25 protein-coding genes and 1 riboswitch are annotated in these 25,930 nt (G+C 58.7%); of the genes, 12 read left to right on the top strand and 13 right to left on the bottom strand.

Going from position 1 to position 25,930, the window contains the following annotated elements:
* Positions 1-315: 315 nt before the first annotated feature.
* The 5 genes from betA to ABD806_RS17515 form a co-directional block, all read right to left on the bottom strand.
* Entirely contained in the window at positions 316-2,001 is a 1,686-nt protein-coding gene (betA, locus tag ABD806_RS17535; RefSeq protein WP_344960115.1) for a choline dehydrogenase, read from the bottom strand.
* 148 nt (positions 2,002-2,149) lie between these two features.
* Positions 2,150-3,613, bottom strand: a complete 1,464-nt coding sequence (gene betB / locus ABD806_RS17530; RefSeq protein ID WP_344960114.1) for a betaine-aldehyde dehydrogenase — start codon at positions 3,611-3,613, stop codon at positions 2,150-2,152.
* On the bottom strand, positions 3,604-4,209 hold the full coding sequence (gene betI, locus ABD806_RS17525; protein ID WP_344960113.1) for a transcriptional regulator BetI: 606 nt from the start codon (positions 4,207-4,209) through the stop codon (positions 3,604-3,606). The genes betB and betI overlap by 10 nt, the downstream gene beginning before the upstream one ends.
* Positions 4,210-4,516: 307 nt before the next feature.
* Positions 4,517-5,200 carry a hypothetical protein gene (locus ABD806_RS17520; protein WP_344960192.1) on the bottom strand — a complete coding sequence of 228 codons (684 nt, stop codon included), beginning with the start codon at positions 5,198-5,200 and terminating at the stop codon, positions 4,517-4,519.
* 141 nt (positions 5,201-5,341) lie between these two features.
* Complete coding sequence (locus ABD806_RS17515) at positions 5,342-5,644, bottom strand: DUF3634 family protein (RefSeq protein ID WP_344960112.1); 303 nt, start codon at positions 5,642-5,644, stop codon at positions 5,342-5,344.
* A 72-nt stretch (positions 5,645-5,716) separates the two neighbouring features.
* On the opposite strand from ABD806_RS17515, the gene ABD806_RS17510 reads away from it, so the two are divergent.
* From ABD806_RS17510 to gltS, 4 genes are all read left to right on the top strand, one after another.
* On the top strand, positions 5,717-6,853 hold the full coding sequence (locus ABD806_RS17510) for an endonuclease/exonuclease/phosphatase family protein (protein ID WP_344960111.1): 1,137 nt from the start codon (positions 5,717-5,719) through the stop codon (positions 6,851-6,853).
* A 496-nt stretch (positions 6,854-7,349) separates the two neighbouring features.
* Positions 7,350-8,072 carry an IclR family transcriptional regulator gene (locus ABD806_RS17505; RefSeq protein WP_344960110.1) on the top strand — a complete coding sequence of 241 codons (723 nt, stop codon included), beginning with the start codon at positions 7,350-7,352 and terminating at the stop codon, positions 8,070-8,072.
* Between the two features lie 25 nt (positions 8,073-8,097).
* The gene (gene hutG, locus ABD806_RS17500; protein WP_344960109.1) at positions 8,098-9,051 is read left to right on the top strand and encodes a formimidoylglutamase; all 954 of its coding nucleotides are present in this window, start codon (positions 8,098-8,100) and stop codon (positions 9,049-9,051) included.
* A gap of 37 nt (positions 9,052-9,088) precedes the next feature.
* Complete coding sequence (gene gltS / locus ABD806_RS17495; RefSeq protein ID WP_344960108.1) at positions 9,089-10,297, top strand: sodium/glutamate symporter; 1,209 nt, start codon at positions 9,089-9,091, stop codon at positions 10,295-10,297.
* Between the two features lie 89 nt (positions 10,298-10,386).
* Here the strand turns inward: gltS and ftsZ are convergent, their stop codons facing one another.
* Both ftsZ and ABD806_RS17485 read right to left on the bottom strand, forming a co-directional pair.
* Positions 10,387-11,463: a cell division protein FtsZ gene (gene ftsZ, locus ABD806_RS17490; RefSeq protein WP_344960107.1), complete on the bottom strand. Its 1,077-nt coding sequence runs from the start codon at positions 11,461-11,463 to the stop codon at positions 10,387-10,389.
* Positions 11,464-11,536: 73 nt separating this feature from the next.
* Positions 11,537-12,496: a helix-turn-helix transcriptional regulator gene (locus ABD806_RS17485; RefSeq protein ID WP_344960106.1), complete on the bottom strand. Its 960-nt coding sequence runs from the start codon at positions 12,494-12,496 to the stop codon at positions 11,537-11,539.
* A gap of 199 nt (positions 12,497-12,695) precedes the next feature.
* Here ABD806_RS17485 and ABD806_RS17480 point away from each other — a divergent pair, with 199 nt between their 5' ends.
* Positions 12,696-14,228 (top strand): M14 family zinc carboxypeptidase, encoded by a 1,533-nt coding sequence (locus tag ABD806_RS17480; RefSeq protein ID WP_344960105.1) that lies wholly within the window; start codon positions 12,696-12,698, stop codon positions 14,226-14,228.
* Between the two features lie 36 nt (positions 14,229-14,264).
* On the opposite strand, the gene ABD806_RS17475 is transcribed toward ABD806_RS17480, so the two are convergent.
* Positions 14,265-14,654 (bottom strand): SirB2 family protein, encoded by a 390-nt coding sequence (locus ABD806_RS17475; protein WP_344960104.1) that lies wholly within the window; start codon positions 14,652-14,654, stop codon positions 14,265-14,267.
* A 173-nt stretch (positions 14,655-14,827) separates the two neighbouring features.
* Between ABD806_RS17475 and ABD806_RS17470 the strand changes: the two genes are divergently transcribed.
* The gene (locus ABD806_RS17470; RefSeq protein ID WP_344960102.1) at positions 14,828-15,256 is read left to right on the top strand and encodes a DUF411 domain-containing protein; all 429 of its coding nucleotides are present in this window, start codon (positions 14,828-14,830) and stop codon (positions 15,254-15,256) included.
* On the opposite strand, the gene ABD806_RS17465 is transcribed toward ABD806_RS17470, so the two are convergent.
* Positions 15,237-15,593, bottom strand: a complete 357-nt coding sequence (locus tag ABD806_RS17465; protein WP_344960101.1) for a DUF2500 domain-containing protein — start codon at positions 15,591-15,593, stop codon at positions 15,237-15,239. The two genes, ABD806_RS17470 and ABD806_RS17465, sit on opposite strands and share 20 nt — an antisense overlap.
* 114 nt (positions 15,594-15,707) lie before the next feature.
* Here ABD806_RS17465 and ABD806_RS17460 point away from each other — a divergent pair, with 114 nt between their 5' ends.
* The 3 genes from ABD806_RS17460 to ABD806_RS17450 are packed head-to-tail and all read left to right on the top strand — an operon-like array spanning position 15,708 to position 18,010.
* Complete coding sequence (locus tag ABD806_RS17460) at positions 15,708-17,504, top strand: intermembrane phospholipid transport YdbH family protein (RefSeq protein ID WP_344960100.1); 1,797 nt, start codon at positions 15,708-15,710, stop codon at positions 17,502-17,504.
* Between the two features lie 2 nt (positions 17,505-17,506).
* Positions 17,507-17,686, top strand: a complete 180-nt coding sequence (locus ABD806_RS17455; protein ID WP_344960099.1) for a YnbE family lipoprotein — start codon at positions 17,507-17,509, stop codon at positions 17,684-17,686.
* A gap of 9 nt (positions 17,687-17,695) precedes the next feature.
* Entirely contained in the window at positions 17,696-18,010 is a 315-nt protein-coding gene (locus tag ABD806_RS17450; protein WP_344960097.1) for a YdbL family probable chaperone protein, read from the top strand.
* A gap of 126 nt (positions 18,011-18,136) precedes the next feature.
* Here ABD806_RS17450 and trmA read toward each other — a convergent pair whose 3' ends face one another.
* Complete coding sequence (gene trmA / locus ABD806_RS17445; protein WP_344960096.1) at positions 18,137-19,237, bottom strand: tRNA (uridine(54)-C5)-methyltransferase TrmA; 1,101 nt, start codon at positions 19,235-19,237, stop codon at positions 18,137-18,139.
* Between the two features lie 138 nt (positions 19,238-19,375).
* Between trmA and ABD806_RS17440 the strand changes: the two genes are divergently transcribed.
* On the top strand, positions 19,376-19,903 hold the full coding sequence (locus ABD806_RS17440; protein ID WP_344960191.1) for an ATP--cob(I)alamin adenosyltransferase: 528 nt from the start codon (positions 19,376-19,378) through the stop codon (positions 19,901-19,903).
* Here ABD806_RS17440 and ABD806_RS17435 read toward each other — a convergent pair.
* Positions 19,897-20,265, bottom strand: coding sequence for a hypothetical protein (locus ABD806_RS17435; protein WP_344960095.1), 369 nt, complete (start codon positions 20,263-20,265; stop codon positions 19,897-19,899). The two genes, ABD806_RS17440 and ABD806_RS17435, sit on opposite strands and share 7 nt — an antisense overlap.
* Positions 20,266-20,274: 9 nt before the next feature.
* Positions 20,275-21,603 (bottom strand): sulfite oxidase, encoded by a 1,329-nt coding sequence (locus ABD806_RS17430; RefSeq protein ID WP_344960094.1) that lies wholly within the window; start codon positions 21,601-21,603, stop codon positions 20,275-20,277.
* Between the two features lie 187 nt (positions 21,604-21,790).
* Positions 21,791-21,986, top strand: a riboswitch (cobalamin riboswitch).
* Between the two features lie 39 nt (positions 21,987-22,025).
* Between ABD806_RS17430 and ABD806_RS17425 the strand changes: the two genes are divergently transcribed.
* Positions 22,026-23,843: a TonB-dependent receptor domain-containing protein gene (locus ABD806_RS17425; protein WP_344960092.1), complete on the top strand. Its 1,818-nt coding sequence runs from the start codon at positions 22,026-22,028 to the stop codon at positions 23,841-23,843.
* A gap of 397 nt (positions 23,844-24,240) precedes the next feature.
* On the top strand, positions 24,241-25,032 hold the full coding sequence (murI, locus tag ABD806_RS17420) for a glutamate racemase (RefSeq protein WP_344960091.1): 792 nt from the start codon (positions 24,241-24,243) through the stop codon (positions 25,030-25,032).
* Between the two features lie 16 nt (positions 25,033-25,048).
* Here the strand turns inward: murI and ABD806_RS17415 are convergent, their stop codons facing one another.
* Positions 25,049-25,516: an RNA recognition motif domain-containing protein gene (locus ABD806_RS17415; RefSeq protein ID WP_344960190.1), complete on the bottom strand. Its 468-nt coding sequence runs from the start codon at positions 25,514-25,516 to the stop codon at positions 25,049-25,051.
* Positions 25,517-25,930: the final 414 nt, after the last annotated feature.

Below are 25,930 nucleotides of genomic sequence, written 5' to 3'. Positions count from 1 at the left end.
TAAGCCGACCGTCGGCGGCAGGGATGCCGCCGTCGAGCGTACATGGGGCAGCTTGCTGCCTGCACCAAGCCAGGTGACGGACCGAACATCCGGTGAATGTTCGCAGCCGTCATCCTGCGAAGGTGGCCTTAGATCACCGCGTGTCGGTGTGCTGTGCCTTCTGCCGTCCGATTGTCGGCTTTAATACAGCCGTTCATCTCCACTGTCGAGTGAGTCAGGCCTTAAGTATCGCGCGGTCAGCGGGCTTGCCTGCCCGGCAGGCAAGCCCGCTGATTGCGATAGTTAAACCCTGAAGGGATGCTCAAAAATAATGTGTTAAGTCAGTTCGCGTGCCGGTTTGCTCGCCCGCTGACGTTGTTGCCACTGGTCGTCCATGCCCACATAGGCATCGCTTGGCGCCAGCGGCTCCCGGCCACGGATCAAGTCCGCCGCCCGTTCGGCGACCATGATGGTCGGCGAATTCAGGTTGCCGTTGGGGATGGTGGGGAAGATGGACGAGTCCACCACCCGCAGGCCTTCCATGCCCCGAACCCGGGTGTACGGATCCACCACCGCCAGCTCGTCTGTACCCATCTTGCAGGTACAGGAGGGGTGATAGGCGCTTTCCACCGCCTGGCGCACGAAGGCGTCGATCTCTTCGTCGGAGCTGACCTGCTCACCCGGCTGGATTTCGGCGCCGCGATAGGCATCCATTGCCGGTTGGTTGATGATTTCGCGGGTCAGGCGGACACAGGCCCGGAAGCCCTCCCGGTCATCCTCATGTTCCAGGTAGTTGAAGAGGATCTGGGGCGCCGTTTGCGGATCTTTTGATACCACCCGTACATGGCCCCGGCTTTTCGGCTTGTTATGGCCGATATGCACCTGGAAACCATGACCGTCGAAGGCTTCCTTACCGTCGTAACGCATGGCGGCCGGCAGGAAGTGGTATTGCAGATCCGGCCATTCCACCCCGGCTTTGGAGCGGATAAAACCACAGGACTCAAAGTGGTTGGTGGCACCCAGGCCATCCTTGTTCAGCAACCAGCGGCTGCCTATCTTGAACTTGTTCCACCAGTCCAGCTTGCCATTGAGCGAGATCGGCTGCTTGCAGCGGAACTGGAAATAAAACTCCAGGTGGTCCTGCAGGTTTTCGCCCACCCCCGGCAGTTCATGCTTGAGCTCGATGCCTGCCTTGGCCAGCACTTCTTTCGCACCTATGCCGGACAGCTGCAGGATATGAGGGGAGCCGATGGAGCCGGCGGAGAGGATAACCTCTTTACTGACCCTGGCCTGCTTCTCTGCTCCCTGGTACTGGTAGCTGACGCCGACCGCTTTCTTGCCTTCCAGCAGCACCTTGTTGACCAGGGCATGGGTGACCACGGTCAGATTCGGACGTTGCATGGCCGGACGCAGATAGGCATTGGCGGTGGACCAGCGACGACCGTTTTTCACCGTCATGTGCATGGGGCCAAATCCTTCCTGCTGGCGGCCGTTGTAATCGCCGGTGTGGAAGTAGCCGGCCTCGACGCCCGCGTCCACGAATGCCTGGTACAGCGGATTCTGCATCCGGTTGCCGTTGTTGACGCCCAGCGGGCCTTCGCCGCCCCGGTACTGGTCGCCACCGAAGGCCCAGGTCTCAGCCTTCTTGAAGTAGGGCAGGCAGTGGGCATAATCCCAGTCGCCGGCGCCATGGTCCCGCCACTCGTCGAAGTCCCGGGCGTGGCCGCGCACGTACACCATTCCGTTGATGGAGGAAGAACCTCCCAGTACCTTGCCGCGCGGGCAATGCATGCGGCGATTGTCCAGATAAGGCTCCGGCTCGGTCTCGAACTGCCAGGCGTACTTTTTGGTGTTCATCGGGATCGACAGCGCCGTCGGCATCTGGATAAAGATGCTCTTGTCACTGCCGCCGGTTTCCAGCAGCAGCACCCGGCTCTGGCCGTCTTCGGTCAGGCGGTTGGCCAGCACGCAGCCGGCGGAGCCGGCGCCCACTATGATGTAGTCAAAATTCTGGTTACTCATTTCCTGCCTCGAACTTGTTTTGTTTCTGGCTTTGCGGTGCCCATCTGCAGCAGGGCTGCTCCGCCGACATGCCGTAAACCTATCCTTGGTGCGGTGGGTCGGTGAAGCCATGTCCTGTTGCTGGCTACTCGACCCGGAACAAAAGCGCTTAAAACGGGCTTTCCAGCGGCTGCATGCCCACATACACCGCCTTGATCTGGGTGTAGTGGTTGAGGGTCGCCATGCCGTTTTCACGGCCGATCCCCGACAGCTTGTAGCCGCCCACCGGCATTTCCGCCGGCGAGGCGCCATAGCTGTTGATCCAGCAGATGCCGGCCTGCAACCGGTGGATGATCCTGTGGGCGCGGGTGATGTCGCGGGTAAACAGGCCGGCGGCCAGGCCGGTGTCTATGTTGTTGGCCCGGCGCACCACTTCCTCTTCGTCGCTGAAGGTCAGCACCGACATCACGGGGCCGAAGATCTCTTCGCGGCAGATGGTCATCTCATCATGACAATCGGTGAAGATGGTCGGTGCCACAAAGTAACCCTTGGGTGCCGAGGCCGGTTCTAGCGCATGGCCGCCGTGGGCGAGGGTGGCGCCTTCGGCGATGCCCCGCTGGATATAACCCAGCACCTTTTCATAATGGCCACGGGAGATCAGGGCGCCGAAGTTGGTGGCCGGATCCATGGGATCGCCGGCCACTATGTTGTTGCGGGTGCGTTCCAGCAGTTTTTCCATAAAGGCCGGATAAACGTCCTGGTGCACGAACACCCGGGTGCCGTTGGTACAGATCTCGCCCTGGGTGTAGAAGTTGCCCAGCATGGCGGCGGATACCGCATTGTCCAGATCCGCATCATCGAAGATGATCAGCGGCGACTTGCCGCCCAGTTCCATGGTGACTTCCTTGAGGGTAGTGGCGGCCCCAGCCATGACCTTCTTGCCGGTGCCGACTTCGCCGGTGAACGACACCTTGGCGATATCCGGGTGGTGGCTCAGCCAGGCGCCGACGGCACCGTCACCCTGCACCACGTTGAAAACCCCGGCGGGCATGCCGGCCTCGATGAAGATTTCCGCCAGTTTGAGGGCGCCGAGCGGGGTTTCTTCCGACGGCTTGAAGATCATGCTGTTACCGCAGGCCAGGGCCGGGGCGGATTTCCAGCAGGCGATCTGCAGCGGATAGTTCCAGGCGCCGATACCGGCGCAGATGCCCAGCGGTTCGCGGCGGGTATAGTAAAAATCGGCGCCGAGCTGTTGCTGGTTGCCCTCGATGGAAGGAGCCAGTCCGGCAAAAAATTCGATGGAGTCGGCACCGGTGACCACGTCGACCACCGAGGCTTCCTGCCAGGGCTTGCCGGTGTCACGCACCTCGATCTCGGCCAGCAGGTCATTGCGTTCCCGCAGCAGGGCGACGGCACGCAGCAGGATGCGGCTGCGTTCCATGCCGGTCATGGCGGACCAGGCGGTGAAACCGGTACGGGCGCTGTTGATGGCCAGCCGCTTGATTTTGTCGTCGGCGACTTCGACCTGATAAATCACCTCGCCGGTGGCGGGGTTGATAACGTCGAAGGCCTCACCGCTGTCGTTGGCCTGGTAGCGGCCGTCGACAAAATTCTGATAACGCATCAATGACATGAATTCACTCCATTCTGCCTCAGCAGGTCGTCAATAAACTGTTTACACAGGGCCTCTGCGGCCTGGAAGTCGGTTTCGGGCTGGCTGCTCAGGGCACTGCGCAACCAGAAGCCATCGATCATGGCCGCGGTTTGCCGGGCCGCCGCGCCGGCCGCCTCGTCACTCAGCAACTGGCGAAAGGAATAACGCAGGTTGCTGATCAGCCGGCGGTTGTTGATGTGCTGCAGGCGGGCCAGGGCCGGATCGTGCATGGCCTGGGCCCAGAAGCTGAGCCAGGATTTGGTCGCCGGCCGGGAACGTTGAAACTCGGTAAAGTTGGCTTCCACTATCATCATCAGCCGTTGCTGCGGCGGGATGTCGCCCGTTCCGGCGCGTTCCAGCAGCGCCTGTTTCAGTTCGTCCAGCAACTGTTTCACCGCCGCCTCGATCAGGCCCTGCTTACCGCCGAAGTAGTGGCTGATTATGCCGGATGACATGCCGGCCAGGCGGCTGATGCTGTTGATGGTGGTGTTCTGCAGACCAAACTCCGCCACCGATTCCAGGGTGGCGTTGATCAGCTGTTGTCTGCGTGTTGCTTTGATTCCGACGATAGGCATATTTTTGTTGATTGATTGTTCAATTAAAATCAGCCTAATCGTTAGGGAAGGAATGATCAAGCCCTTTGGCTTTCTTTTCTCGATGTTAAATTTTAAGAATATGGGGCTATTGTCTATAAACGACAGCAAAATGTCGCTAATGTGCAAGATGGGGAGGGGATATAAATATTATGGCTCTAACTAAATGAGGCGCGGGGGCGGGGAGGTAGCGGGACAGTCGATCCAGGGTGGCAGATAATTGGCCCGGCAGTAGCGCCCATGCACGCATGGGCGCCCCGTTCAGCTCAGGTGCCGGCCGGTTCGGGGATCACTGCTCCGCGGATTTGCGCACTTCTGCCAGCGCCTGTTCCAACCCCTGCCGGTACTGGCTGCGGGTCAGGGCGTCGATTTCGGCCCATTTGTCCTTGGGCGCGAAGTTGACCTTGGTTTCGGTCAGGATGTCTTTACCCGTCAGGGCAATCCAGCGCGGATCATAGTTGCGGGATTGCTTGCTGTCCCACTCCAGAGACTGATTGACGATGGCGGCCAGCCTGTCCGGGTTGCTGGTGGCGTAGGGGATGATGCGCCTTCCGAATTGCTGGTTGAGCTGGTTGATCGCGTTGTGGGTGGTTTTATCCATTGCCTTGTTGGCGTCGCTGCGGGCCCTCAGCTGGGCGGTATAAAACCAGAACACCGCCTGATCCTGGTAGTCATTGTCGAACATGATGGCAGAGACCAGATACAGCACCGGCGGGGCATAGTCGTTGGGCTGTTGCAGCACAGTGTTAATGGACTCCGTGTTGCCCTCGGTAATCTGATCCATCACCGCTTGGGAGCGTTTGACATCAATCTGGGTAAATTCCCCTTTCGGCACGGGCTGTTGAGCGGTTTGCTGGGAGGTGGATGTCTGGTTGTCCCGGGTCGTGGCGGGCGTTTTGCCGTCTGCATTGGCGGTGTCTTTGCCGGCGCAGGCGGCCAGCAGGGTACAAAGCAGCAGGGGGGTGAGTTTCATCACAATATCTCTCCAACAGGGGGTACTTGGTTCAGCAAAGCGTTAAACGACAACGGGGTCAAGGGAAACCGCAGCCAAAATTCCGTTTGCCTCAGCCGGCCGGTTCTTTCCCCCGACAGACAAGACATGTTCTGACCGAAGCTACAGCGCCTGTAGCTGCTGCTGCCAGAATTGCCGTATCTCCCGCCGGTAGGCGATGGGAATGCTACGCGAACAATTGAGACTGATGGACGCCCCTTTCTTGATGCCGCGGATGGTGCCCTTGAGGGTCCGGGAGTCCTGCAGCAGCTGCTGGCAGTGGCTGAGCAAGGCCTGGGGCGGTCTGCCCCGTTCCACGTGGATCTGGATACCTTCCAGCACGATGCAGAAGCTCTCCTGCCGCCGCCGCAGCAAGTAGAGCAGGCTGAATAATGCCAAAGACGTAAAAAGTAGTATGGTAAACATTATTTTCATCCTTGAAAAAGATGCGTGAGTCCACCGATGATGACAGTTTGAGCGCTAAAGGCAAGCCTGCTATTGAACCCCTTGCACCGAATTCGTATCGCCAGCTTTAACTTGGCCCTGGACCGGGCCGCACCAGGAGTGCTGGCCGCGGAGTTGTCCGCCGGTGGTAACCGGCAAATCCGCCAGCTGGTCGAGATCCTGCAGCGGGTCAGGCCGGATATTGTGTTGCTGAGCGAGTTTGATCATGACGGCGATGGCCGGGATGACGGCCACCTGCGGTTGTTCTGCGATGGCTTCCTGGCCCGGGGCGGCGAAGATGTGCCCGGCCTCGATTATCCGTACCGCTGGTTGGTACCGACCAATACCGGCAAGTTGGCGCCGGTATCTTTAACTGGGCAAGCGCTGCCCCGCCTGCCACAAGACGGTCTGGGTTTTGGTCATTTTCATGGTCAGTATGGTCTGGCGGTGCTGTCGCGCTGGCCGTTGCTGTTGGATGATCTGCGCAGTTTTCAGCATTTCCTGTGGCAAGACATGCCCGGTGCCCGGCTGCCCGTGGGCCCTGAAGGGCCTTGGTTCACCGGTGAAGCCTTGCGTTTTCTGCCGCTGTCATCCAAAAACCATGTCGATCTGCCGGTGCGCTTGCCCAATGGCCGCAAGCTGCATTTGCTGGCCTGTCATCCGGCGCCGCCGATTGACGAAGGTCCCGAGCGCCGCAACAGCTGCCGTAATCATGATGAGCTGCGGCTTTTTCAGGACTATATCCATCCCGACAGGGGGGCTTATCTGGTGGATGACCGGGGGCTGGCGGGAGGACTGGCGGCCGATGCGGATTTTGTGCTGCTGGGTGATCTGAACGCCGATCCCAATGACGGCGACGGGTTTCGCGCGGCTATCGGGAACTTGTTGGCGAGCCCGGCGTTAAATTACCAGGTCGCCAGGGGCAGCCGGATCCCGGCTTCTCTCGGCGGCTATGGGCTGAAAGGGGTGACTGGGCGGCAGGGATCCCCGGCCTACTGGACCCACAGCCAGGGACTCAGGCTTGACTATGTGTTGCCCAGCCGGCGCTTAAGGGCCCTGGCCAGTGGTGTGTACTGGTATCCGCCCGCTCACCCGCTGGGCTATTTATTCTGGGATAAATGGGGCTGGCCGGATCGCCGTGCCAGCTCCGATCACCGGCTGGTATGGGTCGATGTGGCGGTAGATACGTGAGTGGCTTCACGGTTTTCGCAGTCAAAACGGCAATAACGGGAGCGATATCAAACAATGAACAATCAATGCTGGGGTTTTATGGTTTTTAGAGATTAAATGTCGCCCGAGACCCTAGATTGCTTTCGAAGTACAGTTATTCGGGTTGGTGACTCGAATAATCAGCTGGAATTCTTCATCCGGGCAAGCCCTTATCGGCTTGCCCTTTTTCTTTTGGTGCGCATTCTCCAACGGCGAATTGCTTCATACGGATCTTGTTCCGTTCCCATGTCCGCTTATGCTCCCACGGCGTCCTTCTGCATCTTTATTTTGCTATTCCATTCAACGGCTTGGCCGGTAAAAACCGCTCTTTTAGAACAGGTCTGCAATATCTAGTTATTACCGCATTAATAGAAAAAACAATAAAAAATAAAAAAATATTCTCGTATTATGGGAATTCATGTTTACTTTTCATCCAGGGTGCGACATTTTTTAGCACCTGCAAAATGCAGGAACCATGATGCACAAGAAAATCGGATCGCAAGACAAGGTCTTCGCGTTGTTATCGGCCCTGGCGGCGGTCGGCGCGCCGATCACGGCTCGGGAGTTGGCAGAGCTGACCGGCCTGCCGTTGTCCAGCACCTATAGATACCTGTCTATCCTCACGCGCTGGGCCTTGGTGCAGGAACGGGAGGTCGGCAGGTATGCGCCCGGGCCCATGGCAGTCCAGCTGGCGGTGGGCTTCGAGCAGCGCAACAGCCTGCTGACCTGGGCCCGGCCGCTGCTGGAGCAACTGGCGGAGCGCAGTGGTGAAAGCGCGGCTTTGATGATGGCCACCGGCGACCGGGTGTTATGTGTGGAGATGATCGACAGCTCACAGCCGTTGCGCTGCTGCTACCAAAAAGGCCAGTCCCAGCCTTTGCTGCAGGGCGCCAGCGCCAAGGTATTGCTGGCGTTTATGGCCGACGATGAACGGGACCACGCGCTGGCGGACCTGGCGCAGGCCGAACGGGCAGTGCTGTTCGGCACCCTGGCGACCATCCGCGAGCAGGGTTATGCCGTCAGCGAAGGGGAAATAGACCCTGGGGTATGGGGCGTCAGCGCCCCTGTCTTCGGCTCCCGGGACAATCTGCTGGGTGCCATCAGCCTGATGGCGCCGGCCGAACGGGCCGACAGCGGGGCCGCACAATGGCTGCGGTGGACCTGTGAAACCGCGGCCCGTTTGGGATCCATGTTGCACTAAAGAAATAATGGTAGGAAGTGAGGAGATGAAAGCAAAAACCGGCTACAACCCGGCCGATATGAGCCTGTGGCAGGGTCGTATCGATAGTGAGGAAGGAAGTGCTGCCCGTCGCTGGCATCAGCAGATCCTGCCGGTGTCGGCACCACAGGCGCCCGGGGTGGTATTGCTCGGGCTGGCCTGTGATGCTGGGGTAAAGCGCAACCTGGGCCGGAGCGGCGCGGCCGGTGGGCCGGCAGCCCTGCGGGCGGCCGCTGCCAACCTGGCTTGGCACCTGACCGATCCGTTATACGATGGCGGTGATGTGAGTTGCCGTGACGATGAACTGGAAATCGCCCAGCAGTTATACGCTGAGCAGGTGGCCGCCCGGTTAGGCGAAGGGCACAGGGTGATCGGCCTGGGCGGTGGTCATGAAATTGCCTACGGCAGCTTCAGGGGACTGGTCGACCATCTTGGTCGGCACAACGACAAACCCCGTATCGGCATCGTCAATTTCGATGCGCACCTGGATCTGCGCCAGTCTGCAAGGGCCAGTTCGGGCACGCCCTTTAATCAGTGTGCCTCGCTCTGCGAGGAAATGGGGATCCCGTTTCAATACACCTGTATCGGGGTCAGCCGGAATAACAACACCCGGGCGTTGTTCGATCGGGCCCGCCAGTTGGATACAGAGGTTGTGCTGGATGAGCAGCTGAACGGCTGGGACCTGTCCCCCCTGATCGTGGCGCTCGACAAGGCGGCGGCCGGGGCGGACTACCTGTATGTCACCCTCTGCCTGGACGTGCTGCCCGGCCAGGTGGCACCCGGTGTCAGTGCACCGGCCGGCAGGGGCATGGAGTTGTCCCTGCTGGAATACGCCATCGACCGGCTGAAGCGCAGCAACAAGGTACTGATGGCGGATATCGCCGAACTAAACCCCGACTGTGATCAACATAGCCAGACCGCCCGCGTTGCGGCGCGTCTACTGGAACGTCTCGCCCGCTGAACGGTGCGGACCGAATGGATACTGATAGGAAGATAGAATGACTGTAGTGACCCTCGACGTGATGACCACCACCATGCTGGCCTCGCTGTTGCTGATGCTGGGCATCGGCCTGCAACGCATGGTGCCCTTGTTCAACCAGCTGTGTGTGCCGGCCCCGGTGCTGGGCGGCTTCGGCTTCGCCCTGTTCGCCTTGGGTGCGCGCAGCTTTGCCGGCGTGGAGTTCAAGTTTGACATGGCGTTGCAGACGCCGCTGATGATCGCCTTTTTCGCCACCGTCGGCCTGGGCGGCAGCCTGGCGCTGCTGAAAAAGGGCGGCAAGGCGTTGGGTGTCTACCTGGTGGCCTGTTGGGGCCTGGCCTTGTTGCAAAATGGCCTGGGCATCAGCGTTGCAACCCTCCTGGGTGAGCATCCCCTGCTGGGACTGATGGCCGGCGCGGTATCGCTGGAAGGGGGCTTTGGCGCGGCGGCGGCCTTCGGTCCCGAGGCCGAAGCCCTGGGCGTGATCGGAGCTACCACGGCGGCCCTGGCGGCGGCAACCTTCGGCATGGTGGCCGGAGGCCTGCTGGGCGCGCCGGTTGCCCGCTTGCTGATCTCCCGCCATAAGATAGAGATTCATGCGGAGCAGGTTCATGAGCTGGAAGTGCTGCAACAGTCGGAAAGGCCGACCCACGCGACCATCACCGGCGCCTTGCTGTTAAAGGTGGTGTCTGTGGTGTTGTGCACCATGGTGGCCGGCCTGTGGTTGAGCGCCAACATGCGGGAACACCTGGATATCATTTTGCCTTCTTATGTCGGTGCCATGTTTATCGCCATTATCCTGCGTAATATTAACGAGCAGTTTTCATTGGTGACGATCCCGGACAATGCCATCAATGTGATCAGCGACCTTTGCCTGGGGATCTTCCTGACCATGGCGATGATGGGCCTGCAATTGTGGCAGCTGGCCGATCTGGGCTGGTCCTTGCTGATCATCCTGGTACTGCAGACCGTCGCCATCGTATTGCTGGCGATCTTCGTGATGTTCCGGCTGCTGGGGCATAACTATGACGCCGCCGTACTCTGTGCCGGTTTTGTCGGCCATGGTCTGGGCGCGACGCCCAATGCGGTGGCCAACATGGGTGCGGTGTGTGACCGCTATAAGGTGTTTTCCCATAAGGCCTTCATCGTGGCGCCTCTGTGCGGTGCCGTGCTGATCGACATAGTGGCGATCCCGGCCATCACCTGGTGCCTGAATGTGTTTGGCTAAGCCGGACACAAGACGGGTAGCCGAGGGGCGCTGAGCCCGGGTGCCGGATCAGCAAAAAGGGCAAGTCGTTACCGGCTTGCCCTTTTCGTTTAGTGACGCTGTCGCAGGAAGGCGGGAATATCCAGCCCCTGGGGGCTCTGCTCGGGCTCTGTGGGCGACGCCTCGGCCTGGGTCCTGGTCGGGGCGACCAGTTCCTGTGGCGGCTGGATACCGGTGGCGATCAGGGTCACCTGCAGGCTGTCGGTGAGTGCGGGATCCAGGCTGATGCCGGATACCACAGTGGTGTCTTCGCCGACAAAGTCGGCCACCCGATCGCCGATCTTCTGGAAATCATCCAGGCCGATATCGGGTGAGGCCACCACATTGAGCAGCACGCCTTTGGCACGTGCCAGCTCAACCTTTTCCAGCAAGGGGTTGTTCAGCGCCTGTAGGGTCGCCTCTTCCACCTTGTTGTCGCCATGGCCCAGGCCGATGCCCATCACCGCCTTGCCTTGCTGGCGCATGATGGTGCGCACATCGGCAAAGTCGATATTGATGAGCCCGGTCTGGCCGATGATATCGGCGAGCCCTTTGACCGCATTCTGGATGACCCTGCTGCTTTCGCTGAAAGCGGCCAGTAGAGGGGTGTTGGCGCCCAGGACCTTTAACAGATAGTCGTTGGGCAGCACCAGCAGGGCGTCGGTGTGTTCACTGAGCTCATTCAGCCCCAGTTCGGCGACGCGGGCACGTTTTTTGCCCTCGAAGCCGAATGGACGGGTGACGATGGCCACCGTCATGATGCCTTGCTCGCGGGCGGCTTTGGCCACCACGGGGGCGGCGCCGGTGCCGGTGCCGCCGCCCATGCCGGCGGTAATAAAGCATAAATCCGCGCCTTTGAGCTGGTCGCGGATCTCGGTCAGGCTCTCTTCCGCCGCCTGGCGGCCTATGTCGGCCTCGGCCCCGGCACCCAGGCCCCGGGTCAACACCTTGCCCAGCTGCATGATGCCTACCTGGCTTTGTTGCAGGGCTTTGGCATCGGTATTCATGGCGATGATATCCACATGCTCGGGCAGGGCGCTGTCGGCCAGCAGGTTGACGGTATTGCCACCACAGCCACCCACACCCACTACCTTGATGTGGATAGCGTCAATTTCCGGTTCTACCGGAGTAAAAATGAAATCGTTCATCCCGTGCTCCGCACTTAAAAAAACAGGGGCTGAACCAGTCAGCCCCTGAGGGTCACGCCTATAAGGTAATATATTAAGAGTCTTTAAGGGACTCCGGCGCCAGAATTTCTACTTTGCCGGCCATATCCGTTAACCAACGGCGAAACTCGGGTGAATCTTTCACATCGGTTTCGACCATCACGCTCTGTTTGTCGTAGCGGGTCAGCCGCGGATTGTGGCCCGGAATGGAGTCTTCCAGTACCGCCCGGCTCTGATGGGTGATGCGGCCGACAAAGTGGATGGTTTCGGCCTCTTCCTCGTACCCTTTCTCGCGGATCAGCTTGCTGACGCTGAACTCCCTCGGCTGGGTCACGGGACGGCTGGTCAGCTCCACTTCCTTGATATGCTCGAAGGGGATGCCGTAAATCTTGGGATCCATGTCTGATACGGTGCACAGCAGCATGGGGCCGTCTTTGCGGCTGACGATGCCGAGCGGGTTCACCTGTTCGTAGCGCAACCAGACGGTACGACCCTTGATCACCCGCTTGATCTCGGCACTGAACTTGCGTCCGCGCCACATGGCGTCGCGTATGCTGGTGGATCTGCGTATCTCCGGGTTGCCGGGGAACGGCTTGGACAGCTGGACCACGTTTTCCATCCAGCGGCTGGCCAGTTCGCTCTGGCTGTCTTTGATCACCTGCGACGCTTTATCAATGATCGGGTTCAGTTCCGCCAGTACGCTGGCGGGCAACAACTCGGCCGCCTGGTCGTTCCAGGTTTTCAGCGCCATGGCCAGCGACAGCGGCATGAAGTTGGCGAAGTCATTCAAACCATTACGTTCGAAGCACCAGCCGTGAGGTTTGCTGCGATCATCGGAGGTCAGGTCAAATAAACCCATACCTGACATTTCTTCCAGATCCCGCTGTACGGTGCGCAGACTTACCTGGATGCCTTCTTCTTCCAGTTTTTCTTGCAGCTGGCGAGCCGTCAGCTTGTAAGGACGATAAGGAACACAGCGTGCCAGGGTCAGTTGTCTCAGCAGTTTCTTACTCATGGTTATGCCCTCTCGTTCGGGATGATTGTATCCTAGGCTCAGGTTGTGACAAGTTTTGTCGCAAGTTTTTGGCCGGTGACTGTCGCCATTTTTCTACATGCTTCCGTTTATGGTCTGATCCTGACGCACGAATCCTGTTGCGCGACTCCCTGCTTTGGGACTATAAGTATCTGAATTACAACCAGCTTATCGGAAAATCATGAAGGTACTACTGAGTCTGTTAGTGTTCTGCGCCAGCCTGGCCTGGGCTGGACCGGTTCCCCCGAGCCCCTTTGAGAAATCTGCGCAGCAAGCCTTGCCCAGCAGCCAGGAAATCGGCGCCTACCTGGCGGTGTTGGACGAGCTGTCGCCCCGGGCACGGTTGGTCGAGCTGGGTAAATCCGCCGGTGGCCGGCCCATTGAGGCGCTGCTGATGTCGAATTCGGATGACTTCCTGACCGGCTTTGCTCCGCAACAGGGCAAGCCGACCGTGATGTTACTGGGTTCCCAGCACGGCAATGAGCCGTCCAGTGCCGAGGCGATACAGCTGCTGGCGCGACAGCTGGTGATGGGAGAACACCATGAGTTGCTGGATAAACTCAATCTGGTGCTGGTGGCCATGGCCAACCCGGACGGTCGGGATCTTTCTTCCCGTTACAACGCCACCATGGATAACACCAATATCGACTATGTGGCGTTGAACGCCGGTGAGACCCGGCTGCTGGTGGATGCCCTGCATACTTTCCAGCCGGACGTGGTGTACGACGCGCACGAGTCCGGAATTTGGAAACGGATACTGACCAAGGAACAGGGTTATCTGACCGATGTCGATGCCCAGTTTGACATGGGCAACAACCCGAATATCGACGGCGAGCTGCGTACCTATACCGAGCAGTATCTGTTGCCTGCCCTGCTGGAAAGGGTGTCGACCGCGGGATTGCCGGCGGTGCGCTACCGGGGCGAGATCACCGACATCAAGCAATCGGTGGCCCGGGGCGGGCTGGGTATTACCAACCTGCGTAACTACGCGGCCATGCAGGGACGGATCTCCATCCTGGTCGAGAATCGTCTGGATAATAAGCAGGGCAGTTATGATTCGCCGCGCAATATCGTAGAGCGGGTGCGCAAACAGCTGCTCAGCATGGAGCAGATGCTCAGGCTGATCGCCGACGAGGCGGACCGGGTGACCCGATTGTCACGCCAGGCCAGGCAGCGGTGGCGCTCCGCGGCCGACGACGGCCAGATCCTGTGGATGGGAGTGGGTTTCGAAGTGAATAAGCACGAACCCGTGGTGTCCCTGCCCCTGGTGCGGATGGAAGATGGCAAGCGAAAAATGCACAGCTTCTCCAATCACGATGCCATTGCCGCCGAGGAGCCGGTCAAACTGGCGGCGGCCTACGGCATTACCCGGGAGCAGGCGCGGATGGCCGACTGGCTCAGGCGTCACCATATCACCTTTGAGGTGCTCGAAGCGCCGCGGCGGGTGACCATAGAACGGCTGGTCATCGAACGCTTGGCCGTTCAGCCCAAGGCCAGACCGGGGGTGCGTGAAAAGCTGCAGGCGGTGGTGCGGACCAGCCCCCAAAGCGCCGAGCTGAAAGCGGGCGATCTGCTGGTGCCGACGGACCAGCCGATGGGGCCGCTTGCGGCGCTGATGCTGGATCCGAGATCCGCCAACTCCCTGTATCAGGAAAGCGAGTGGAACTGGCTGGCAGAGGGTGAATTTCCGGTGTTTCCGGTGATCACCCCCTGATGTAGTGCACGGCGGGCTTCGGGCCCGCCATTCTGTTTACAGTGCCAGCCAGGACAGGGGGGATTTGCTGATGGCAGCCCCATAGATATAGGCAAACAGTCCGATCGCTGTCAGGGCGGCGGCGAGGCGCTGGGCCCGGGTCTTGCCCCGTTTAATGGCGATGGTGCCCACCACGATATAGAGCAGCAGGCCGATGACCTTGGCGGTCAGCCAGGGGCTGTTGCCAAAGGGAACCTGGTGGATTTGTATCGCCAGCCAGATACCGCACCCTATCAGCAGAGTATCATTGATATGCGGTACTATTTTCAGGACCTTGTGCTGGCTCCGGGCGGGAGAGGGCACCGCCAGCCAGGCCCTGAGCATAAAGAGGGTGAGACTGAGCATGACAAACAGCATATGGGCGTGTTTGACGGCGAGGTAGGACATAGGCAGGCTCCGGTGAATATGTGAGTTTACATGCATGATAGCGTTGAAGTCGTGCCAGCATAACCTGTTGCCACTGGCCTGAATACTGAGGCAGGTCAATTCCCGGTTCTGGAAATGTGTTAGCTTATCGAGGATGGTTATTTTACCGGTATGGTTGTGCCGAGGAGGAGCAGATGAAATTAACAGCATGGGGTGTATTGGGTTGGAGCCTGCTGGCTGGGCCCGTGTTGGCGGCGCAGATGACGGTCTATAAATCCGAGTCCTGCGGCTGCTGCCAGGCATGGGTCGAGCATATGACCACCGCAGGCTTTGAGCTGGAGGTGATCAACAGTGATAATCTGGCACCGGTCAAGGCCGAGGCGGGCTTGAAGCAGGGGCTGGCTTCCTGCCATACCGCGCTGATCGACGGCTATGTGATCGAAGGCCATGTGCCCGCCGCCGATGTGCGCCGCTTGCTGGAGCAAAGGCCGGCGGTGCAGGGGCTGACCATACCAGGGATGCCGCAAAGCGCACCCGGCATGGATATACCGGGGACCCCCTACGAGGTGCTGAGTTTTAGCGAGGATGGCCAGACCGCGGTATTCAGTCGTTATCCAGGATAACGTCGTCGGATTCGAAGGCAATAAAACGGCTGCCCTGTATGACCAGTACGCCGGTATTGCCTTCGTGCATTTGCTCGAATAAATGCTCGCTTACCCTGAAGGCCTGTTCGGTGCCCCCGTCCAGGGGACTGAAACTGACGTAATAATCACATTTTTTCGGTACCGCACCGGTCTGCTCGTTGCTCCGTCGCGGTCGGTATTGCCGCTTGTGTTTACCGGCGATACGCACCCTCAGGCTGTGATGGGATTGCCTATTATTGTGAAAATAGACATACAGCCGCCGGCCGAGCACGATGACGGCAAAGGCAATGATGCCCCATAACACGAATTGGTCCATGCTCCGGTCTCCTCTATTTTCTCATTTAATTATTGCAGCCGGCGGGGCAGCTGATTTGAGCATGGTAACAATTGACGCCAAATCATGCATTTTTTGGTGGGGTGAAGGGTGACGATGAATATAAGGTGCTGGTTTGCGCCGTTACTGCTGCTGGTGAGCAGCTGGGCGAAGGCGCTGCCACCGGCGCCGGATTGGCTATGGGCCCAGCTTGAGCTGCAGACCAGCCGGGTGCCGGCCTGTCCCCGGGAAGGAGCCGATGGGGTGCGGCTGACCCTGGTCGATGGGCGGCTCCAGGGGCATGCCGACAGCCTGAGCTTTGATCTGACCTGTGCCCGCAGCGGCGGTGTCGGTAGCGAGGGCGAGCAAGAGGTCCTGTCCCTGCTGATGACCCTGCCACCCATCGATTTCCAGGTCGATATGCTGACCCTGCACCTGCCCCAAGGCAGGGTGCAGGGGGCGGCCAAACTGCGCCACCTGGCACAACGTATCGAGCTGGAGTGGCTGACCGGGCCGGGTGAGTTACGCCTGCTGCTGGAGCCCTGGGGAGACGGCTGGCGCTGGAGCGGCGATGTGCCCGCCGGTGCCCTGCATCCGTTGTTACCCAAGGTGGTGGCGGTGTCTGGCGAATGGTTACCCGGCCAGCCCTTGGCGCTGCGTGCCAGTGGCGGCCTGCCGTCTCCGGTGGAGGGCGACTGGCAGCTGGCGGTGCAGGCCGTATCTGGTCCACAAGGCTGGCAGATATTACCCGGGTCCAGCCTGACGGTGCCGCGGCTGCGCTGGCAGGATGCGGATATCCGGGAGCTGCGTATTACCCCGCGGCGGGCCCTGTCGACCCGGGAAGCGCTGGAGTTGCAGTTGGACTGGGCCCAGGCGAGCTGGAAGCAAACCCGACTGCCGGTGCAGGCTGTCCTGCTGGATATGGCTGGGCTAGACGATCACCAGGGGCAGATCCGCGCCCGCCTGGGGCATGAGCTGTCGCTGCTCGGCCACTGGCGCTACCGCCCCCAGGGACTGGCGTTGACGGTGGCGGAGCAGACCTTGTCCCTGCCGGAGGCTTGGGCATGGTTGGCCGGCTGGCTGGCGGTGCCGGCCGGCTTCGAGCTGGAGACGGGTGAGCTGACCTTTTCCCTCAATGCCGCCGACTTGCTTAACCCCAAGTTACCGATACGACTGTCGATGTCGGTTGCCGATAGCGATTTTAGTTATCGGGGGGTCATGGCCGAGGGGGCGTCCGGCCATTTGGATCTCAGCTGGAGCCAAACGGGCTGGCGTAGCCAGGGTACTAACAGCTTGTCGATAGCTCGTATCCATCCCGGTGTCGAGGTGTCGGATATCTATGCGGCCTTCCGCCTTGAGCGGGGCCAGCCCTGGTTATCCGGATTAACCGCCCGCTTGTTGGGGGGCCAGCTGGCGGTGTCGCCGATGGCGCTGGGCAGCGAGTTCAGCGGGGAGTTGCATCTCAGCGACATATCCCTGGCACTGGTGCTGACCCAGGTGGCGGTCACCGGCCTGTCGGGAGACGGCCGCCTGCATGGCCGGTTGCCCTTCAGCTATCGGCAGGGGATATCGGTCAGCAATGGTCGTATGTACAGCCGGGACGGTTGGTTGTCTTACCAGGCCGAGGCGGAGCTGTTGGTCTCGGCAGAAGACAACCTGTCGCTGGCGCTGACCCTGGGCATGCTCAAGGATCTGCGCTACGAGCGGCTGGATGCCAGTATCAGCATGATGCCCACCGGCGAGGCGGTGATCGACAGCCGTCTGGTGGGGCATGCGCCCGTGATGGGGCAAGACCACCCGGTGAACTTGAATTATCACCATGAGGAAAACCTGTTACAGTTGTTGACGAGCCTGAGATTCGCACACGATATCAGTGAAAGCTTGCCGTCCCGGTTACAGGGGGAGAAGAAGTGACCATGAAGATGCTGCTCTTGATGAGCCTGGTTGGGCTGACGGCCTGCACCCCCAGGGTTGAGGTGGTGGTGCCGGATAAGCCGATTACGGTAAACCTGAATGTGAAGGTGGACCACGAGATCCGCATCAAGGTCGACCGCGAGCTGGAACAATTGTTTAGCGAAGAAGAAGAGCTGTTCTAAGGAGGGCCTATGCGTTGGTTTGTACTGTTATTGGTGACTACCCTGAGCTGGTCGGTATGGGCGCTGGACTTACAGCAGGCCAAGCAGCAGGGGCTGATTGGTGAGCAGTTGAATGGCCTGGTCGGCGCCGTCACCGCGACCTCAGAGGTCAATGCCATAGTGGAGGATATCAACAGGAAGCGGCTGGCCAGCTATCAGGACATCGCCAGGCGTAATAATACCAGCCTGGCCGTGGTACAGAGCCGTGCCGGCCAACTGAATATAGAGCGTACCCCCCAGGGGCAGTATATCCAGCTGGCCAACGGCAGCTGGCGGCGTAAATAGCCGCGGTGATGGCTGCAGAAGCGGTGTCCCCGTTGCGGATATTATCCTTAATAGCCCCGAGCGGGGCTCTCGCAAAAACGGTGCTTGTTTACTAAAAGAAAAGAGCCTGCCGGCTCTTTTCTTGCTTTAACCTTTGCGGGTCAGGTAAACGCCCGCTTCCATATGATGGGTATAGGGGAACTGGTCGAACAGGGCGAAGCGGCTGATGTTGTGGCTCTGGGACAGCGTCTCCAGGTTCTGTTGCAGGGTCTCCGGGTTGCAGGAAATATAGAGGATATTGTCGTATTCCTGCACCAGCTTGACGGTGTCCTCGTCCAATCCGGCCCGGGGCGGATCCACCAGTATGGTGTTGCACTCATAGCTGTTCAGATCGATGCCCTGCAAACGGCGGAACTCACGCACACCGCGCATCGCCTGGGTGAATTCCTCGGCTGACATCCGCAAGATGGTGACGTTGTCGATGCCGTTGGCGGCGATATTGTATTGCGCCGACTTGACCGAGGAGCTGGCGATTTCGGTGGCCAGCACCCGGCGGAAGTTGGCCGCCAGCGCCAGCGAAAAGTTACCGTTGCCGCAATACAGCTCCAGCAAATCGCCCTGGGCACCTCGGGTGATGTCGAGCGCCCAGCCCAGCATCTGTTCGTTCATCTTGCCGTTGGGCTGGGTAAAGCTGTTTTCCACCTGTTGGTAGACGAGTTCGCGGCCGTTGACCTGCAGCCGTTCGACCACATAGTCCTGGCCGACCACCCATTTCTGCTTCTTGGCCCGGCCGATGATATCCACCTTGAACCCCTGCTCCCGCAATTGCCGGCGTACCTCTTGGACGGCGCTGTGCCAGGCCTCGTCCAGCTGGCGGTGATAGAGCAGGCTGACCACCAGCTCGCCGCTCAGGGAGGACAGGAAATCCACCTGGAACAGCTTGCGGCGCAGCACCGGGTCGGGCCTGAGCGCTGCCAGCAGCAGGGGCATCACCTGGTTGATCAGGCTGGAGGCGGCGGGAAAGGCATCGACCCGGTATTTTTGCCTGGTGGCCTGATCGAACATGATGTAGTAGAGGTCATCGCCCTGATGCCAGACCCTGAACTCGGCACGCATCCGGTAATGTTCGGGCTCGGAGGCAAACACGTCCAGCATCGGCGGGGTGAAGGGGGCGAACCAGTTCCGGAGCCGCTCGGCCTTTTCATCCAACTGTGCCTGGTAAGTTTGCGGGTTGACCTCTGTGCTCATGACTAGCCTCTCTTTAAAACGGAGCGCAAATTCTAAGGCCTGCGGCGAATTTGTCCAGTTTATGGCCAGCCCGGAAATAACTGGCTCCGGGCGACACCTTTTGCCAGACTGGCGCTTTACCGGAAAGGCGAGAAAATGATGCGGCGTAAAAAACCAGAGGATCTGCGTGAGTGGTGTTATCCCTTTATCTTCGAGACCCGGCTCACCTGTGATTATGAAATCCTTACCGACGAACTGTGCTGCCATATCGGCGTGGTCTTGTCGCTGCTGCCGGCAGGCTTTGACGAGATCAGGGCCGATCTGGAACGGTTGCAGCCACTGATCTATCACCTCAATGGTTCGGTGCGGGGCAAGAATGGTATCTTCGAACAGGATATCGTCTGGCTGAAGGACAGGTACAGCCATTATCAGCAGGCGACGAGCGGGCGGGTGAACGGTTTTGTGCTGCCCAGGGGGCCGGCGCCGGTGCCCCAATTGCACCTGTGCCGCTGTACCGGCAAGAAGATAGTGCGCATGCTGGTGCGGCTGGAGGAGGAGGGCAGGCGTTTCGATGAAACCCTGCCCCGTTTTGCCAATGTGCTGGCCAACTTCTTTTTTGTACTGACCGTTTTTATCAAGGCTCGGCTGGGCACCGAGGAAGTGCCCTATATCAGCATCAACTACTGAGTCTGCGCCGGCTGACGATAGGGGTTTTCCGGCAGCTGATCGGCCCGCAGTGGCGGGCGGCGGGCGTCAGCCTTGGGGCCGTATTCGCTGCTCAGATAATCCAGGATGGTCTGTTCGGTATTGGCGTCGAACTGCCACAGGCCTTGCTTATCCTGCATCCAGCGGATCAGCGACAGCCAGTGTTCCCGGCTACCGCTGTTTTGGGTTACCAGCTGGGAGGAGTGGCAGGCGGTGCAGTTATTGCGCACGGTTTCCCAACCCGGTGCTATCTTGAATCCGGTCTGGGGATCCAGTTCCGCGGCCAGGGCTGACGTCGAGGTCAGCCCCAGCAGTAACAAACCTAAGGCGGCAGGGTGTGCCATCACGACCTCCTAGACAATTTGCACCGCGATGCGGTGACAGGCGTTGTTGAGGTAGCCCTTGGGGTTCCAGCCCGGTACCACCATGGGCTGAGCTTGCCCCTCATCGTCGACGGCCTTGGCCCAGATCTCATAGTAACCGGGTTCCGGAAATTCCAGCTCGGCTTGCCAATGCTGCCAGGCTAGGCGATTGACGGGGGCTTTCAGCTTCGCCTTCTGCCAGCTGGCACCGAAGTCGATGGACACAAACAGTTCTTTCACCTCCAGATCCCCGGCCCAGGCATGGCCGCGTACCTGCAGGGGCTCACCCAATTTGTGGCTGATACCGGATTTGGGGAAGGTGACCAGGGATTTCACCGGCATGGATTCGATGATTTCCATATCTTCATTCGGCACCTGAGTGCCGGGCGCCACCGGGTATTTGGGAACCATATAGGAGGGGGACGCCATCTTGTTGCCGTCATGCACTTTGTTGCGAATGACGATTTTCTTCAGCCACTTGCCCGAGGTGGAAGCGGGCCAGCCACCACAGACCAGGCGCAGGGGATGCCCGTTCAGGTAGGGAATGTCTTCGTCGTTCATGGCCCAGGCGATCAGGGTCTCGTCCTCCAGTGCCTTGGACATGGGTACGCCACGGGAGATGGCCTCCTTGCTGGGATCACCGCTGGGATGCAGATCGCCGCCATAGTAGCCGATATAGACCGCATCTTTTTTAATGCCGCAGGCTTCCAGCACATCACGCAGCCGGACCCCGGTAAAGGTGGGGCTGGCGACGGCGCCTGTGGTCCACTGGTTGCCGCTGGCAGCCGGTACAAATTCACTACGGCCATTGCCGCCGCATTCCACCGTCAGCTGGTAAGTATGGTGTTTGAAGCGGGATTTCAGTTCGGCAATGGTAAAAGTGGTGGGGGTTTCGCAGGACTCGCCGGCGATTTCCAGGGTCCAGCCGGCCGGGTCCAGGTCTTTCATATTGGGCAGCAGGCCATTGTTGCGGACAAACATATGCTTTGCCGGGGTGATTTCGTCGTCCAGCAGATGGGGCGGGGTTTCGGCGTTGATGGGTCTGTCGTTGAGTATGGTCAGGCCTTCCTTGCCCGGCAGGCTAAAGGGCTCGTCTGACTGGGCGAAGGCGGCGGGAATGAGGCCGGCCGGCATATTGTTGGCGAAGGGGATGCTGGCGCCCAGGGCGGTGGCCATGGCGAGCAGGCCGCTGCGCTTCAGGAAGCCGCGGCGGCTGTCTGGATCTGTCTCACGGTTCCATACCAGTTCATCAGCCTTGATCGGGTCTTCTCCATACAACTCGTGCAGGCCTCGGCTGGGCTGCTTGCTATCGTTGGACATCTTGTCTCTTCTCCATGTGGGGTTTTGTTTTTATTTATAGCCTGATCCACGTGGAGCCAGCCTAGCAATGGGGATTTTTTGTAGATATATAAACTTCACTTAATTGAGATCTTCGTCATATTTATTTTTATGATGAATTGTGTTTTTTTGTGCGGTGCCAATGCATATACAGTCAGGTCGGCTTTCCCTATAATGCCCCCGCTTTGGTGCCGACAGGCGTAAACGGGAATCCGGTGAGAATCCGGAGCTGGCGCGCAGCGGTGTGGAGGAACGAAGGCGACAAGGGGAACCCAGGCACTGCCGTAAGGTGGGAAGCCGTCGTCATAGGTGGGCTCAGGCCCGAGCCTCCAAGCCCGAATACCTGCCAAAGAGCCAACAGGAAGGGCCTGCTGGCGTGACTACGCGTTCTAGGGAAGCATTCAATGTCAAAAAAATGGCTGGCAGCAGGCTTGCTGCCGTGGGCGGTCTTTGCCCAAAACTCCTCCGATTCCACCGATATCACCGTCTACAACAGGGTCAAGCAACCCAAGGCCACAGTACTGGCGCCGGTCGAGGTGATCACCAAGGCCGAGATCGAACGGCGACAGCCCAAGTCTGTGGTCGAGCTGCTAAGCGCATTGCCGGGGATCCAGTTCGGAACTCAGACCGGTGGCTTGGGGCACCAAACCAGCTTGTTTACCCGGGGTACCGAGTCGGATCATACCCTGGTACTGATCAACGGGCGACCCATTGCCCAGTCCGTTTCCGGCAGTGTCGATTGGAGTCAGTTTCCGGTCAGCGGCATCCAACGGGTTGAGTATATCCGTGGACCCAGGGCGGCCATCTATGGCGCCAACGCCATCGGCGGGGTGATCAACCTGGTAACTACCTCCGATGCCGACGAAGTGGCTGTCAGCGCAACGGCCGGCAGCCATGACTATTACGACGGTAACCTTTCCGCCAACCAGTGGCTCGGTGAAGACACCCACCTGCAACTGGCCGGTGGCTACCGGGAAACCCGGGGCTACGATATCAGGCCGGCAGAGATGCAGCCGGACAGAGATGGGTTCGAGCAGTTTAATGGCCAGTTGGGATTGACCCATAACATCGATGATAACTGGACTGCCGATGCTTCATTGATGGGTTGGAACAACAAATCAGAGTTTGATTTCACCAATGCCTTTGATTTTGGTACTTCCGCTAATGAGAGCGAAAGGCAAACCTACCAGACGGATGGAGCCCTTAGCTATTCCGATGAACAGCTTTATGTCCGCTTTGATGCCGGCTATGGCGAAACCGAGCTGAGAAGCTGGCGGGATACCATGGGTAAGTCCACCGCCGCTAATATTTCCACTGCTATAACGCGGCTAGGGGGCTTGGGCCAGTTCCAGTATTCTCAAAACGGCTACTTATTGTCCGGCGTGGACTGGCAGCAAGAACGCCTGTTAAGCAAGTCACGCACTTCTTTTGGACAAACCTTCGCTGCCTCCAATCGGGATAATACCGGCGTTTATGCCTCGATCTTCCATACCTGGTCCCCAGTCTCTGTTGAACTGACCGGTCGGGTCGATGACAACGAACAGTTCGGTACTCACGGCACCTGGCAGAGTGCTGTTTCATTGGCTCTGCCCTACGCGCACAAGTCTACCTTAAGCTATGGTACGGCCTATCGCGCACCCAGTTTTAATGATCTCTATTTTCCAGGTTTCAGTAATCCTGACTTGAAACCTGAAGAGTCCGAAAACTGGGAGTTGGGCGTTTCCGGTGACTATGATTTGTTCGGTTGGGAGCTGAATCTCTATCGGAATGAGATCGATAACCTGATTATATTTGATGGCGGTGTCGTTAATTCGTCAAGAAATACCGACACCTTGATTAAAGGCGCTGAGTTTGTCGTTAAGGCTGAAACGGGTCTGGTACATCATAAGGTGGTGCTGGAATATACCGATGCGCAGGATCGTAACAATAACGATGAGCAGTTGTTACGTCGTGCCAAGCGTAAGTTCAGCTGGACCGGTGATGTTGATGTTGCCAATACCAACCTGTTTGTTCAGACCCTGTATGTGGGAGAGCGCCCCGATGTTGGCAATGTAATGCTGCCATCCTATACCATCTGGAATATCGGTGCCCGTTACCCGCTGACCCAGCAGCTGACGTTGAATAGCAAGATCAACAACCTGTTCGACAAGCACTATCAGGTAGTCAACAGCTACGATGCGCCCGATATGGAGCTTTATATCGGCGCCGATTATCGCTTCTGAGTTTGTGGCGGAACTTTGAGTTCTAACACTGCGGGATATGAAGAAGGACAAGGTGTTCTCTAAGCCAACCGTCGATGGCATGGATGCCATCGACGAGCATACATGGATGTACTTGCTGTGTGTTGGTGTGGGATACCTTGTCCTGATGTTTACCTGATTGATACAAGCCGGTCTCTGCGCTCAATGTCGTTCACTGAAGATGAAAAGGGGAGTCCTCCTCCACACGCCGACTTGCCGAAATCCCGTCCCTGGGGGCTCGGCGGCGTCATCCATGACGCCAACGGTCGACTTGGTAGATGAAGGCTCCCCTTAACTGAACAGCATTAGGCCTCTGCGCCGGCTTTTTTGATCCGCCCGATTGGCGTTATCATAGCGGCTGATTTTTCGAGGGCAGCCAGTGGCAACCATTCTTATCTTCGATTCCGGTATGGGCGGTCTGTCCATCTATCGCGAAGTTCGCAAGGCCTTACCCGGCCATCGGTATCTGTATCTGTTCGATAACGCCTGTTTCCCCTACGGCGAGCTGAGCGAGCAGCAGCTGGTTGCTCGGGTCGTGGAGTTGCTCGAGTCCTTTACCCGGCAGCACAGGGTCGATCTGGTGGTGATTGCCTGCAATACCGCCAGCACCCATGTGTTGCCCGCCCTGAGGGAGCTACTCTCCATCCCTGTGGTGGGTGTGGTGCCGGCGATCAAGCCGGCGGCCGAGCACAGCCGCCGGCAGGGAAAGGGCCGGATCGGGCTGCTGGCCACCCCGGGTACCGTGGCCCGTCGTTATACCGCCGAGCTGATCCAAAACTTTGCCGCCGATCTCGACGTCAGCCTGCTGGGTACCACCGAGCTGGTCAAGATGGCAGAAGATAAACTGGCGGGAGAGCCGGTCGTGCTGGCGCGTTTAGCCCGCATACTGGCACCCTGGCAAGGGGAGGGCGGGCCCGACACCCTGGTGTTGGGTTGTACCCACTTCCCATTGTTGTCAGAGGAAATTCAGCAGCTGTTGCCTGATGTAACCTTGGTGGACTCCGGTCAGGCCATTGCCCGCAGGGTCAGCAATCTGCTGGATGGTTGTCTTCAAAGCCAGGCAATGGCGGCGGGGCAAATCTTTTGCACCGCCGCCACCGAAAAAGCCCGGACACAAGCCCGGGCCTTTAATGTGGAAGGATTTGGTGAGTTGCAGCTGTTTACACCTTGAGAGCCAATCGTCGGTATTATTGCTGCTTTTCTTCATCCCCCTCTTCTTCTTTACGTTCGTTGGCTTCTCTGACTTTCAGGGTCCGTTGCTGGAACTCTGAGTCGTTTAGCGCCGCCTGTGCCGCCCGGGCGGCGTCTGCCGGCATTTCGACAAAGCCGAAGCCACGGCGCTTGCCGGTTTGTTTGTCTTTCATCAAACGCACCGACAACACCTGACCAAAGGTTTCGAAGAGAGCCCGCACCGAAGCCTCGTTGGCACGGTAGGGCAAATTACCTACATAAAGGGTTGTGGTGGGAATTTCCTCTGCTTGAGGGGGGCGGATCACCAGGGGAATCAAGAAGCCGCCGAGCAGCAACCCTAAGGCAAACAGTAATGAGGCATCGAGTGCAGGGTTAACCATGGAAATCAGTACATAGCCGATCAAGGCAAGTACCAGGGCGGCGGCGGTCGACTGAATATAAACGGGAAATCGGGATAGCTTCATTGGCAATCTAATCTCATAGGAAATGGATATCAGCTGTGCCATAACCCTGTTGAATAACGACTTCATCAAAGAAATCTACGACTTACAGCACTGTATCAAAGTTAGCATAGCCTCATATGGCAAGCTTACGAGCAGAAATAAGCAAAAAATGTGATCATTGGATTATTGCATTGAACAAACTGGGTGAAATATGACCAAAAAATAAGCGGTCTCACTTTGATCTTGTGTGTAACCCTGTGGCTAAGCTGTGCTTTTGCTTGGAGTATGAGCAAACGCAGTCCAAAGTGCTGTTTTTCACAAAAAAGCCCTTGCGCAAAAATCGCGGCTCCCTATAATGCGCATCCACTGACACGGGGCAAGCCGCTCACGGTCACAAGCAGAAAAAGAACATCATTCACTGCTTGACGAACACAA

It is taken from the genome of Zobellella aerophila (assembly GCF_039539325.1).
Lineage (GTDB): Bacteria > Pseudomonadota > Gammaproteobacteria > Enterobacterales > Aeromonadaceae > Oceanimonas > Oceanimonas aerophila.
The sequence above is the reverse complement of the archived record's forward strand: the minus strand, read 5'-3'. Positions and strand labels throughout refer to the sequence as shown.